Origin of the sequence: Streptococcus sp. C150, assembly GCF_000187445.1 — a bacterium.
Classification (GTDB): domain Bacteria; phylum Bacillota; class Bacilli; order Lactobacillales; family Streptococcaceae; genus Streptococcus; species Streptococcus raffinosi.
In genome coordinates, this window is the sequence record NZ_GL698449.1 from 614,854 (window position 1) to 626,998 (window position 12,145).

A 12,145-nucleotide genomic window follows, 5' to 3' on the forward strand; every position below is an offset into this window, starting at 1 on the left:
AGATATTTTCGTTCAGTATCCATATCAATGCTTCAGGAAGTTCAGCAGCACAAGGTATCGAGACTTATTATTACCAACCTTTTGCGGAATATCCTTCACGTATTAATGCGGCTTATCATGCCAATCCGACTCGTTTGAGCATGAGTGATACCCTGGCAAATGCTATTCAGTCTAGCCTTATTAACGCAACTGGAGCTCAGAATCAGGGCGTTAAGCGTCGCACCTTTGCGGTCTTGCGAGAAACAACAGCGCCGGCAGTCCTTCTAGAACTAGGTTTCTTGTCAAATCCTCAAGAAGCAGCTCGCTTAACGACGTCTGCTTACCAAGAAACTTTGGCTAATGCGATTGTAGCAGGGATTAAAGCTTACTACGAAAAAGAATCTAATGTTTAAGTGATAAGGTTAGCCCATCATTTTGATGGGCTTTTATGCTATAATGAAATAAATATAACCAAAGGAGTGCTTATGGCTTACGATTTACTCTTAGAGCGTTTTTTACGCTATGTCAAAATAAATACACGTAGTGATGAGAATTCAAAAAGAACCCCAACAACCCAAAGCCAGGTTGATTTTGCCTTGGAGGTTCTAAAACCAGAATTAGAAGAACTGGGTTTGACTAATATCCACTATTTGGAAAGTAACGGCTACTTAGTAGCAACCCTCCCAGCTAACGATGCTCAACTAACACGTAAGATTGGTTTCATCTCACATATGGATACTGCCGATTTTAATGCAGAAGGAGTGTCACCACAGGTCATTGATTCCTATGATGGTGGTATCATTTCTCTTGGGACTTCAGGTTATAACCTAGACCCAGCTGATTTTCCAAATCTCAAGAATTATGTCGGTCAGACACTTATTACGACGGATGGTACAACACTGCTAGGAGCTGATGATAAGTCTGGTATTGCTGAAATCATGACAGCTTTGGCTTATTTGAAGGCTCATCCTGAGATCAAACACTGTGAGATTCGTGTAGGCTTTGGCCCTGATGAAGAAATTGGAATTGGTGCAGACAAATTTGATGTTGCTGATTTTGATGTTGATTTTGCCTATACTGTTGATGGTGGTCCCTTGGGTGAATTGCAGTACGAGACATTTTCGGCAGCAGGAGCAGAGCTGACCTTCCATGGCCGTAACGTTCATCCTGGGACAGCAAAAGGTCAGATGGTTAATGCCTTGCAGTTAGCCATTGATTTTCATAATCAGTTACCAGCAGAGGACCGTCCTGAGTTGACAGATGGTTATCAAGGTTTCAACCATCTTCAAATCATGACAGGTACTGTTGAAGAAGCGAAATCTTCTTATATCATTCGTGATTTTGAAGCCAAGTCCTTTGAAAATCGTAAAGCAAGCTTCCAAGAAATTGCCGATAAGATGAATCAGGCATATGGTCAAAAACGTGTTGAGTTGCTACTCAAAGATCAATACTATAATATGCGTCAAGTGATTGAAAAAGACATGACACCTGTCGAGTTGGCCAAGGAAGTTATGGAAGAGTTTGACATTACACCAATTATTGAACCAATTCGTGGTGGAACTGATGGTTCAAAAATTTCGTTCATGGGCATTCCGACACCGAATCTCTTTGCAGGTGGTGAAAATATGCATGGCCGTTATGAGTACGTTTCCTTGCAGACAATGGAAAAAGCCGTAGATGTTATTCTTGGAATTGTCAGTAAACCTTAATTGAGCTTGCTAAATACTAATTTTATGGTAGAATTAAAAGTAATGGAGGTGCTGAGATGATAAAAATTTTCGGCAAGTATCGTTACCATTGGCAACCGGAATTGTCTTGGCTAATCATTTATTGGTCATTAGCTATTACACCTATCTTTATTGCTGCGGCCCTTCTCTTCGAGTTGTACTCGGTGCCTTATCATATTCTGATGCTATTCACTATTTTCGTTGCCCTATTTGGTTTAGGATTTCATCGTTACTTCATTATCGATGATAAAGGAAATCTTGGTATTGTTTCTTTCAATATCTTTAAGCCACGTAAGGTTAAGATTAGTGATATTGAAAAAATCGAAGTGGTTAAGACAGGCCTAAGTTTTATTTTCAAGAATGGAAAGAAACGTCAGTTTTACATGAGAAAGTGGCCTAAGAAGTATTTTCTAGATGCTTTAGTCCTTCATCCCGATTTTAAGGGAGAAGTAGAGCTGATGGATCATATGACCAATTTTGATTATTTTGCCTTCTATGAGGAATCAAAAAAAGCCCTTAAGCTTAAACTTCGCAAGAAAGGGCTTTAGTCGGACAAGACTTGACAGCTGTCAAGGTCTCGGGGCTATCTTCAATGATTAGGCTAAGTTGGTCGCTATCTTTAAACCTAACTATACCCTCGTCGTCATAATCAAAGATAGGAGAGTAGGTTTGGCATAAACCACAGGCGATACATTTTTCTGGAATTAATGATACTTTCATAGTATTATTTTAAAATAGATTTATTGTTTTTACAAGGAGAATAACATGAGTAAAAAACCATGGGAAGAAAAAGTTTCTGACGAAGAGTTGGAAGATGTTGTTGATGCTGATTTTCTAGATGATGAAGATGAGTATGAAGACTACGATGACTATGAAGAAGATGATGACAATGATTCGTCAGATGAAAAGCGTGACAAGGGTGGCTTCATCAATTCGTCATTCTTGACAGTTCTTTTAGGACTTTTCTTTATCATTGTTGTTTGTATTTTGTTCTTTGTTTTCTACACATCAAATGTTGGAGGAAACAAAACAGCTGAGTCTAAGGAATCCTCTGGTTTCTATTCATCATCAACAAGCAAAGTTGTCAAATCATCATCAAGTGAAAAGGCTTCAAGCAAGGACGAAGAAACTGAGAAATCTACTAAAGAAAAATCTTCAAAAGAGAAATCCTCAGCAACTAAATCATCAAGCTCTTCAAAACATGCTTCAAAAGAAGGAGATGCTGATGCAACTGAAACAACAGCATCAAGTTCTGCAGCAGCTGATGGATCTTCTATCGTTGTCCAATCTGGAGAAGGGGCAGGTTCTATTGCATCACGTGCAGGTATTTCTGTAAGTGAGTTGGAACGCCTTAACCCAGATCACATGACAAGTGGTTACTGGTATGCTAACCCAGGAGATGTCGTTAACGTTCAATAATTTAATAGCAAAGGAACATCATGAAAGATATTAGAATTGCAATTGATGGTCCTGCGTCTAGTGGAAAAAGTACTGTAGCCAAGATTATTGCAAAAAATCTTGGCTATACTTATCTCGACACAGGAGCTATGTACCGTTCTGCAACCTATCTAGCGTTGCAAAATGGTTTGACTGAAGATAATGTGCCAGAAATTTTAGAGCAACTCTCTCAACATCCCGTTTCATTTGGGAAAGCAGCAGATGGCAGCCAGCAAGTTTATGTTGGCGATGTTGAAGTTACTCATCCTATTCGTGATAACCAAGTGACTAACAATGTTTCTTGGGTTGCCGCCATTCCTGAAGTGCGTAAAGAGCTTGTTTCTCAGCAACAACGCATTGCTGAGGAAGGGGCCATTATCATGGATGGCCGAGATATTGGTACAGTTGTCCTACCAGATGCTGAACTTAAGATTTTCTTGATTGCTTCTGTCGATGAACGTGCAGAACGTCGTTATAAGGAAAATATCGAAAAAGGTATTCCGGCTGATCTTGAGACACTTAAGAAAGAAATTGCTGAACGTGACTATAAAGATAGCCACCGTAAGGTTTCACCTTTGAAACCGGCTGAAGATGCTATTACTTTTGATACCACAGGAGTGTCAATTGATGGCGTTGTGGAATTTATTCAAGAAAAAGCGAAGAAAATTATTGACAAGGGATAAATCAATTGTTATACTAGTAACAATGAGAAAAGCAGAAGTGAGAACTTCTCGCCTTGCGACCTAGGTTGTCTGGCCCAACATGTCAAATCCAATTATAGGATATAATGTGTGCGGGCTTGTTTGTCAAGTCCGCTTTGTTTTTCTCTAAAAAAATAAAGAGGTGAAGATCATAGCTAAGAAAGATCTATTCATTAATGATGAAATTCGCGTCCGTGAAGTTCGTCTTGTTGGTCTTGATGGTGAACAATTGGGAATTAAACCATTGTCAGAAGCACAAGCTATTGCAGATGATGCAAATGTTGACTTGGTTCTTATCCAACCACAAGCTACGCCACCTGTTGCGAAGATTATGGACTACGGTAAGTTCAAATTTGAGTATCAAAAGAAACAAAAAGAACAACGTAAGAAACAAAGCGTTGTTACCGTTAAGGAAGTTCGTTTGAGCCCAGTTATCGATAAAGGGGACTTCGAAACAAAACTTCGTAATGGTCGTAAATTCCTTGAAAAAGGAAATAAGGTTAAAGTTTCTATCCGTTTCAAAGGACGTATGATTACTCACAAAGAAATCGGAGCTAAGGTCTTGGCGGAATTTGCTGAAAAAACGCAAGATATTTCGATTATTGAGCAAAGAGCTAAGATGGATGGACGACAAATGTTCATGCAACTTGCACCAATTCCTGACAAAAAATAATTGTCAAATTAACACTATTTTAAGAGGAGAATTTTAAAATGCCAAAACAAAAAACACACCGCGCATCAGCTAAACGTTTCAAACGTACAGGTTCAGGTGGATTGAAACGCTTCCGTGCTTTCACATCTCACCGTTTCCACGGTAAAACTAAAAAACAACGTCGTCACCTTCGTAAAGCATCATTGGTACATTCAGGTGACTTTAAACGTATCAAATCAATGCTTTCTCAAATGCGTTAATTCGCTACAAGCATTACAATTTAACTAAACTAGAACTAATTCGGAGGAATATATAAATGGCTCGTGTTAAAGGTGGCGTTGTATCACGCAAACGTCGTAAACGTGTATTGAAACTTGCTAAAGGTTACTATGGTGCAAAACACATCTTGTTCCGTACTGCAAAAGAACAAGTAATGAACTCTTACTACTATGCATACCGTGACCGTCGTCAAAAGAAACGTGATTTCCGTAAACTTTGGATCACTCGTATCAATGCGGCAGCTCGTTTGAACGGACTTTCATACTCACAATTGATGCATGGTTTGAAATTGGCTGAAATCGAAGTTAACCGTAAAATGCTTGCTGATTTGGCAGTTAACGATGCAGCAGCTTTCACAGCTCTTGCAGAAGCTGCTAAAGCAAAACTTGGTAAATAAGAATTAAGATGGGCTTGTCCCATCTTTTTTTATGGAGGTAATTATGATTCGTTTAGCAAAAACTGAGGACATTCCGAGAGTACAGGAACTCTTGGATCAGATTCTTATTGTTCATCATCAAGTGCGTCCTGATATTTTTAAGTCAGAAGGTAGTAAATTTACTAATGCAGAGTTAGAAGCAGTCATTAATGATTCAACTAAGCCTATTTTTGTTTACGAAGATGAGAATGGTTGTATCCTGGGACATATTTTTTTGATAATTCAAGATATTTCTGAAAATGATGGGCCCAAGAAGGCTCATAAGACGCTTTTTATTGACGATCTTTGTGTGGATAAGGAAGCTCGAGGAAAAAAATTAGGTGAAAAACTTTATCAATTCGCCTTGGAATATGCTAAGGAGCTAGGGTGTTATAACGTAACACTTCACGTATGGAATGATAATGATGGGGCTCTACGTTTTTATGATCGTTTAGGTATGAAACCGAGATATACAGAGATGGAAACTATCCTAAAATAGCCCATTGCAAATTATTTTATGATAATAAAACTGGAGACCTTCTCCAGTTTTTTAAGAATAAAAGCAGCCACAGAAGTGACTGCTAATGATGATTAGTTTTTCTTCTTCATTTCACCATGTGGGTAGTAAGTTCCTTCAGGCATATCGTTAATGAAAACGTGAATAGCTTCTTTAGGAGCTTTTGCGATACGTGATACAACTTCGGTAACTTCACGAGCAAGCTCGACTTTTTGTTCTTGAGTACGACCTTCAAAGAGATCAATTTTTACAAATGGCATAATGCATCTCCTTAGTTTTGATAGTCCTATTATAGCATTAATTAAGAGAATATTCTAAAGTTTTTGGAAATTCTTGAAATGATATTATCGCAAGGTTAGACTATAACGTTTTCGAAATTGGTAGGGACTTGTGATGTTAGATAATAGTTTACTTTTTTAATGTGATCTATTCTCTGGGGATGAAAACTCTTTCTAAAAATGGTAAAATAGTGCTAATTAGAGACAGTAAGGAGCAAATTATGACAATAGATTTTCGTGCCGAAGTTGATAAACGTAAAGATGATTTAATGGAGGACCTTTTTGGTTTGTTACGCATTAATTCAGAACGTGATGACAGTAAGGTTGATGAACAGCACCCATTTGGCCCCGGGCCAGTAAAAGCTTTGGAACATTTTCTTGCTTTAGCTAAACGTGACGGCTATAAGACGCGTAATATTGATAATTATGCTGGTGACTTTGAATTTGGTCATGGCGATGAAGTTTTGGGTATTTTTGCACACTTGGATGTGGTTCCAGCTGGGAGTGGTTGGGATACAGACCCTTATGAACCTGTAATCAAAGATGGTAAACTTTATGCTCGTGGCTCATCAGATGATAAGGGTCCAACAATGGCTTGTTATTATGCTTTGAAAATTATTAAAGAGCTGAATCTTCCAGTATCTAAGCGTGTTCGTTTCATCGTTGGTACAGATGAAGAATCTGGTTGGGATGATATGGCTTATTATTTTGCGCATAATGGATTGAAAGATCCTGATTTTGGTTTTTCTCCTGATGCTGAATTTCCAATTATTAATGGAGAAAAAGGAAATATCACTGCCTATCTTCATTTTGAAGGTCAAAATGATGGTGCATTTAGTCTTGTAAGCTTCAATGGTGGCTTGCGTGAGAACATGGTTCCTGAATCTGCAAGTGCTGGTTTTACTGGACCTATCACTTTGCAAGAACTTGAGGCTAAGTTAGCTAACTTTGCGGCTGATCAGGGAGTAACTGGTCAGGTGACTGAAGAAGCTGGGGCCTTCCATGTAACTATTCATGGGAAATCAGTTCACGGTATGATGCCTCAAAAAGGTATTAATGGTGCAACCTATCTAGCCCTCTTCCTCAGCCAATTTGATTTCCAAGGGAATGCTCAAGCTTATTTGAATGTCATTGCTGAAACATTGCATAAAGATTTCTTTGGTGAAAAAGTAGGTCTTGCTTACACAGATCCTAAGATGGGTGAATTGACCATGAATGCTGGGGTGTTTCATTTCAATAAGGAATCAGAAGATAATACAATCGCTTTGAATTTCCGCTACCCTCAAGGTGTTGATGTAGACGGTATTAAGGCCGGCCTTGAAAAACTTGAAGGTCCTAAGGAGGTCACTCTTTCAGAACACGGACATGTCCCTCACTATGTACCAGTGAGTGACCCTATGGTTCAAACACTTCTTTCGGTTTACGAGAAACACACAGGACTTAAAGGTGAAGAACAAATCATTGGTGGTGGAACTTTTGGACGTCTCCTTAAACGTGGCGTTGCCTATGGAGCTATGTTCCCAGGTTATGTCAACACGATGCACCAAGCCGATGAATTTACTGAAGTTGAGGACTTGTACCGTGCTGCTGCCATTTATGCAGAGGCTATCTATGAGTTAATCAAATAAAAAGAAGAGACAGACTGTCTCTTTTTTTGGAGGACATTATGGAAACACTTGAAGAATTGACACAAGCCATTATGGCTGATGAACAAAATAAAGTTTATACGGAACAAGGTATAAAACCCTTGTTTACCATTCCAAAAACGGCACGGATTAATATCGTCGGACAAGCTCCTGGTATTCGTGCACAAGAGTCAGGACTTTATTGGAATGATCCCAGTGGAGATAATCTCAGAGATTGGATGGGAGTTTCACGTGAAGAATTCTATGAATCGGGTATGTTTGCCATCGTCCCAATGGATTTCTATTTTCCTGGTCACGGTAAATCTGGTGATTTACCACCTCGTAAAGGATTTGCGGACAAATGGCACAAGAGAGTATTGGCTTTAGCACCGAATATTCAATTAACCATACTAGTGGGAAACTATGCTCAGCGTTACTATTTACACCAAAAATCATCGGCAAAATTAACGGATACAGTTAAGCATTACAAAGACTATCTTCCAGACTATCTTCCATTAGTACATCCATCTCCTCGAAATAATATCTGGCAAGCGAAAAATCCATGGTTTATGGAAGAAGTGGTTCCAGATTTAAAAGCCTTGGTCAAAGACATTTTAAACAAGTAACCATTGTTGTCTGGTCTTGATTGAACATTTAGTCTACAAATGATTGTGGAACAGATTCATGTGTGTAAGAGAATTCTAAGCCCTTTAGGGCTTTTTTCGTGTTTAAAATGAAGTTATTAATAATGGATAGTAGTCAAATAAGTTAATATTAATTAAGAATTTTAAGAAATGTCTTGACAATTCATGAAGAGAGCAACAAACTTTGTAAACTATTTTTCCTATAAAAGAAAAGATTAGAAACGTTTTTACAGTAAATAAAAATAATTATAAATTTTTTAAAAACATTAAGTTAAAATTATTGACAGAAAGTTTAAAAGTGATAGACTTTAGGTGTTAAGAAAAAATTAGAAGGAAATTTGTGATATGGGAAGAAAAGATTCACAACGTTTTTCAATCAGGAAGTATAGCTTTGGGGCTGCTTCTGTTCTTTTGGGTACAACTATTTTAGCGATGGGGACTACTGGAGCGCATGCCGATGAGGTTTCAACCTCAGCAGCCACTGACACACCCTTGAGTGCATCTGTACTTGCCGATACTACAACAGATGCGACAGCAACTGTTGACCATTCAGAAAAGCAAGTTGTTTCTGTCAAAGAAGTAGGCAATACTACTGAAACAATGAGTGTTGTCACAAGTGATAGCCTTGAAGATGCAAAGGCTTCTGCTGTAAAAGAAGGGGTGAAAGTTGAAGAGACTGCACCTCAAACACATACATCTTTAGAGGGTGCTATCGCGGATAATCAAGCCCAAGCTAAGGAGATTAACTCTGTTGTTTCGGATTATCAAAAGGCAAAAGAAGAGTACAAAAAAGAATTAGCTGAGTATGATAAAGCCAAGACTGAGTACGATGCTAAAGTGGCTGAAAAAGCAGCTGCTGATAAGGTAAATGCTGCTTCTAAAGCGCAGTTTGATACTGACCAAGCTGCTTATGAAAAAGAATTAGCTAAATATCAAGCTGACAAAAAAGCCTATGATGCAGCATTGGAAGAGTATCATACTCAAAAATTGACCTATAATTCTAAAGTAGCCGAAAAAGCAGCAACTGATGCAGCCAATGCTAAGTCAGAAGCTGATTACAAGGTACAGTTGGCAGTTTATGAAACAGCCAAGAAGAATTATGAAGCGGCTATGGCTCAGTATACGAAAGATAAAGCAAAATATGATGCTGAGAAGAAAGCCTATGATGCTAAAGTAGCCGAAAAAGTTCTTACAGAAATTGAAAACAAGGCTGCCCAAGAACAGTATGAAAAAGATTTAGCTACTTATAACGCTGCTTATGAAAAATACCAAAACGACCTAGCTGTCTATAAGACTGCTAAAGTGGCCTACGATGCTAAAATAGCTGAAAAAGCGGCAGTAGAAAAGTCTAATGCAGAAGCTAAAGCTAAGTATGATGCAGAAATGGCCACATATAATGTTGCTAAGGCTCAATACGAAACCGATTTAAAAGAATATCATACTAAGCAAGCTCAGTATGATAAAGACAAGGCAGCTTATGATAAATTACTCACCACAAAAGCTGAGGAAGATACCGCTAAAGCTAAATATGAAACAGACCTTGCAAAATACAATGCTGAATTAGAACAATATGCTAAAGATTTTGCCACATATCAAACCAAATATGCTGAATATCAAGCGGCCTTAGCTCAATATAAAGAAGCTAAAGCAGCTTATGATAAGTATATGAATGATAATGGTTTCCAAGAATTGAAGGATGTCGAAACTGTTCAGGATTTGACCTTCCAACGTGAAGCTGGAGCCATTCATACGATCACTGGCATCAATACTTATTTGACTCGAGAAGCCCAAGCTCGTTTAAATACAAGTAATGTTCATCAGTATGATTCAAACAAATTGACAGCTTCAGATATTGTAACAACAAGTCCATGGGCTAATAATGAAACTGAGTATATTCAAATTAAAGAAGGTGACAAATTTGTTGTGACCTATGATAATTTGAATAAATCAAGTATGCGTGAAGCTTCAAACATGCATCCTATTAAGCGTGTTATTTACCGTTACGAAATTTTGAGCCTTCCATCAAACGATGGTAAGGGAATTGCAGCAGTAAATGGTGACCCAACGGTAACTCTTACTGTTGGAGCATCATCCGATCAAGATAAACCGATTAAAGTTGCTGTTGACATTGAATTTTATGATGGCAACGGTAAAAGATTTGATTTGAGCCAAAAAAATGCCATTGTTGCTCTTAATTCCCTAAACCACTGGACAGGAGCTTCCTATGTTGATAGTGGTGATAAACCTCGTGCTCTTACGGTAGAGGCTAAGGATCAAAATGGCAATACGGTTCGTGGAACTTGGAATCCATATGCCGATGGTTCTTCCATGAGTATTGAAAATAATGCGGTTACCGTTAAAACTGGAACTCCTGACTTTGGATCTGCGAAGGTTACCATCTCTGCAGAAAATCCAATGAAGATTGTGGCTCAACAAGCAACATGGAATGGTAGTGAATTTGCAGTTAGTGAGGAAACTGTTATTGATGCGACCTCTGTCAATGCATCAGGTGCTGGAGAAGGTCATTCTATCGGAACAGATAACTACCTATTCGATGGTAAAGATGATGTTATTGGTATGTACACCATTAATCCTATAACAGGAGATATTACCTTTACACCAAAGAAAAAGTTTGAAAATTTGGAACACATCGAATCCGTGAGTATCGGCAATAATAAGTATATAGCGATTCCAAATTCAAGTGTTTCTTATGATGCGACTACCAAAGAGGTAAAATCCTTAAAAGACAATCAATATATTGAACATGGTTCAGCTTTTAACGGGGAATCATCACCAGTTCTTGAAGGATGGGATAATCCAGAATCTCCATATCTCTACTATGGTGGTGCAGGACTTAAAATGTTAGATGGACATCTTGTATTTACAGCGCAAGGAGCTAATGCAGTTGGTCAACCAACGGTATATTGGTTTGCCATCAATTCAAATGTAGGTTTGCCTAAGAAACCTGGTGAAGAACCAAAAGAACCTACTAAACCAGAGGAACCAAAGGCACCAACCCCACCAACAATTACAGTCGGACAGCTCCCTGCAAAACCAACAGAACCAACGCCTCCGACAGCTCCTATAGCACCAAGAGAACCAAGCTACACTGTAGTAACAGTTGATGCTGAGGAACCTAAGGCTCCAACAGAGCCAAAAGCGCCAACGCCACCAACTCCAGCTTTGGTTGAAGTGCCAGTAGAGCCACGTAAGATTACGACTCCAGTAGAACCAAAGGCACCTACACCACCTACACCAGTAGTTGTAGAAGTACCTGCTGAACCAACGAAACTAACGCCACCAACAGAACCTAAAGCTCCAACCCCACCAACCATGGTTGTGGTAAACGTACCTAATAAACCTGTATCACCTAAAGAGCTTGTAGCTCCTAAAGTAAAATGGCATAAGAACTATCTTCTTGAGCGAGTAAGCCGTCCAGAAAAAATGACTCCACCAACTCCTCAAAAGCCGAAAACTCCGAGAACACCTGTAGTACCAAGTGTCACTTCGACCTCTACTCTTGTTACAAAGCAAGGCACTCAAGGTGTGCATGATAAAACATTGCCTGAAACAGGTGATAAGAATCAGAAATTAACATCTGTAGCAGGAATTGGCTTACTTTCAGTTGCCCTTGCAGGACTCTTCACATCTTACAAACGTAAACACTAATACTATAAATGACAAAGAATAGGTTGCTTTGCTAAGGCAAAACAGTCTATTCTTTTTTATTGCCACTTAAAAAAGCTTTGTAGGTTTGAGATTACAAGTTTTTCATAATCTTTTCAATAAAAAAACATTAAAGCAACAAGACTCTGCTATTAAAAAATTAAATCAGTATACAAAGATGTAAATTCCTTTAAATCTAGGCTAAGAGGACACGCTTGGATTTAA

General features: G+C 38.6%; 14 protein-coding genes and 1 other annotated feature. Of the genes, 12 read left to right on the forward strand and 2 right to left on the reverse strand.

Annotated features, from left to right (window positions below):
* The 3 genes from HMPREF0848_RS02940 to HMPREF0848_RS02950 form a co-directional block, all read left to right on the forward strand.
* A partial coding sequence (locus HMPREF0848_RS02940; RefSeq protein WP_037608844.1) for an N-acetylmuramoyl-L-alanine amidase family protein occupies positions 1-392 on the forward strand: 392 nt, incomplete at its 5' end.
* A gap of 72 nt (positions 393-464) precedes the next feature.
* Positions 465-1,688 carry a peptidase T gene (gene pepT / locus HMPREF0848_RS02945; protein WP_008534516.1) on the forward strand — a complete coding sequence of 408 codons (1,224 nt, stop codon included), beginning with the start codon at positions 465-467 and terminating at the stop codon, positions 1,686-1,688.
* Positions 1,689-1,744: 56 nt separating this feature from the next.
* The gene (locus HMPREF0848_RS02950) at positions 1,745-2,254 is read left to right on the forward strand and encodes an EbsA family protein (protein WP_008534517.1); all 510 of its coding nucleotides are present in this window, start codon (positions 1,745-1,747) and stop codon (positions 2,252-2,254) included.
* Here HMPREF0848_RS02950 and HMPREF0848_RS10390 read toward each other — a convergent pair.
* Positions 2,229-2,426 carry a ferredoxin gene (locus HMPREF0848_RS10390; protein WP_008534518.1) on the reverse strand — a complete coding sequence of 66 codons (198 nt, stop codon included), beginning with the start codon at positions 2,424-2,426 and terminating at the stop codon, positions 2,229-2,231. The two genes, HMPREF0848_RS02950 and HMPREF0848_RS10390, sit on opposite strands and share 26 nt — an antisense overlap.
* A gap of 45 nt (positions 2,427-2,471) precedes the next feature.
* Here HMPREF0848_RS10390 and HMPREF0848_RS02955 point away from each other — a divergent pair, with 45 nt between their 5' ends.
* The 6 genes from HMPREF0848_RS02955 to HMPREF0848_RS02980 all read left to right on the forward strand — a co-directional run bounded on the left by HMPREF0848_RS02955 (position 2,472) and on the right by HMPREF0848_RS02980 (position 5,689).
* Complete coding sequence (locus HMPREF0848_RS02955; protein ID WP_008534520.1) at positions 2,472-3,125, forward strand: SAG1386/EF1546 family surface-associated protein; 654 nt, start codon at positions 2,472-2,474, stop codon at positions 3,123-3,125.
* A 20-nt stretch (positions 3,126-3,145) separates the two neighbouring features.
* On the forward strand, positions 3,146-3,826 hold the full coding sequence (gene cmk, locus HMPREF0848_RS02960; protein WP_008534521.1) for a (d)CMP kinase: 681 nt from the start codon (positions 3,146-3,148) through the stop codon (positions 3,824-3,826).
* Positions 3,827-3,849: 23 nt separating this feature from the next.
* Positions 3,850-3,973 (forward strand) — a sequence feature (ribosomal protein L20 leader region).
* A 13-nt stretch (positions 3,974-3,986) separates the two neighbouring features.
* Positions 3,987-4,517, forward strand: a complete 531-nt coding sequence (gene infC, locus HMPREF0848_RS02965; RefSeq protein ID WP_008534523.1) for a translation initiation factor IF-3 — start codon at positions 3,987-3,989, stop codon at positions 4,515-4,517.
* A 38-nt stretch (positions 4,518-4,555) separates the two neighbouring features.
* Positions 4,556-4,756 carry a 50S ribosomal protein L35 gene (gene rpmI / locus HMPREF0848_RS02970; protein ID WP_002888810.1) on the forward strand — a complete coding sequence of 67 codons (201 nt, stop codon included), beginning with the start codon at positions 4,556-4,558 and terminating at the stop codon, positions 4,754-4,756.
* Between the two features lie 56 nt (positions 4,757-4,812).
* Positions 4,813-5,172, forward strand: a complete 360-nt coding sequence (rplT, locus tag HMPREF0848_RS02975; protein ID WP_008534524.1) for a 50S ribosomal protein L20 — start codon at positions 4,813-4,815, stop codon at positions 5,170-5,172.
* 43 nt (positions 5,173-5,215) lie between these two features.
* Positions 5,216-5,689 carry a GNAT family N-acetyltransferase gene (locus HMPREF0848_RS02980; protein ID WP_008534525.1) on the forward strand — a complete coding sequence of 158 codons (474 nt, stop codon included), beginning with the start codon at positions 5,216-5,218 and terminating at the stop codon, positions 5,687-5,689.
* 92 nt (positions 5,690-5,781) lie between these two features.
* Here HMPREF0848_RS02980 and HMPREF0848_RS02985 read toward each other — a convergent pair whose 3' ends face one another.
* Positions 5,782-5,967: a 4-oxalocrotonate tautomerase gene (locus HMPREF0848_RS02985; protein WP_002888803.1), complete on the reverse strand. Its 186-nt coding sequence runs from the start codon at positions 5,965-5,967 to the stop codon at positions 5,782-5,784.
* A gap of 239 nt (positions 5,968-6,206) precedes the next feature.
* On the opposite strand from HMPREF0848_RS02985, the gene pepV reads away from it, so the two are divergent.
* The 3 genes from pepV (at position 6,207) to HMPREF0848_RS03000 (ending at position 11,923) form a co-directional block, all read left to right on the forward strand.
* The gene (pepV, locus tag HMPREF0848_RS02990) at positions 6,207-7,613 is read left to right on the forward strand and encodes a dipeptidase PepV (protein WP_008534526.1); all 1,407 of its coding nucleotides are present in this window, start codon (positions 6,207-6,209) and stop codon (positions 7,611-7,613) included.
* 38 nt (positions 7,614-7,651) lie between these two features.
* Positions 7,652-8,236, forward strand: coding sequence for a uracil-DNA glycosylase family protein (locus HMPREF0848_RS02995; RefSeq protein ID WP_008534527.1), 585 nt, complete (start codon positions 7,652-7,654; stop codon positions 8,234-8,236).
* A gap of 363 nt (positions 8,237-8,599) precedes the next feature.
* Positions 8,600-11,923, forward strand: a complete 3,324-nt coding sequence (locus tag HMPREF0848_RS03000) for a YSIRK signal domain/LPXTG anchor domain surface protein (protein WP_008534529.1) — start codon at positions 8,600-8,602, stop codon at positions 11,921-11,923.
* Positions 11,924-12,145 lie beyond the last annotated feature (222 nt).

What these genes read in the sequence shown, in the direction of transcription:
- pepT (WP_008534516.1), top strand. Translation starts at nt 465, where the DNA reads ATGGCTTACGATTTACTCTTAGAGCGTTTTTTACGCTATGTCAAAATA.
- HMPREF0848_RS02950 (WP_008534517.1), top strand. Translation starts at nt 1,745, where the DNA reads ATGATAAAAATTTTCGGCAAGTATCGTTACCATTGGCAACCGGAATTG.
- HMPREF0848_RS10390 (WP_008534518.1), bottom strand. Translation starts at nt 2,426, where the DNA reads ATGAAAGTATCATTAATTCCAGAAAAATGTATCGCCTGTGGTTTATGC.
- HMPREF0848_RS02955 (WP_008534520.1), top strand. Translation starts at nt 2,472, where the DNA reads ATGAGTAAAAAACCATGGGAAGAAAAAGTTTCTGACGAAGAGTTGGAA.
- cmk (WP_008534521.1), top strand. Translation starts at nt 3,146, where the DNA reads ATGAAAGATATTAGAATTGCAATTGATGGTCCTGCGTCTAGTGGAAAA.
- rpmI (WP_002888810.1), top strand. Translation starts at nt 4,556, where the DNA reads ATGCCAAAACAAAAAACACACCGCGCATCAGCTAAACGTTTCAAACGT.
- rplT (WP_008534524.1), top strand. Translation starts at nt 4,813, where the DNA reads ATGGCTCGTGTTAAAGGTGGCGTTGTATCACGCAAACGTCGTAAACGT.
- HMPREF0848_RS02980 (WP_008534525.1), top strand. Translation starts at nt 5,216, where the DNA reads ATGATTCGTTTAGCAAAAACTGAGGACATTCCGAGAGTACAGGAACTC.
- HMPREF0848_RS02985 (WP_002888803.1), bottom strand. Translation starts at nt 5,967, where the DNA reads ATGCCATTTGTAAAAATTGATCTCTTTGAAGGTCGTACTCAAGAACAA.
- pepV (WP_008534526.1), top strand. Translation starts at nt 6,207, where the DNA reads ATGACAATAGATTTTCGTGCCGAAGTTGATAAACGTAAAGATGATTTA.
- HMPREF0848_RS02995 (WP_008534527.1), top strand. Translation starts at nt 7,652, where the DNA reads ATGGAAACACTTGAAGAATTGACACAAGCCATTATGGCTGATGAACAA.
- HMPREF0848_RS03000 (WP_008534529.1), top strand. Translation starts at nt 8,600, where the DNA reads ATGGGAAGAAAAGATTCACAACGTTTTTCAATCAGGAAGTATAGCTTT.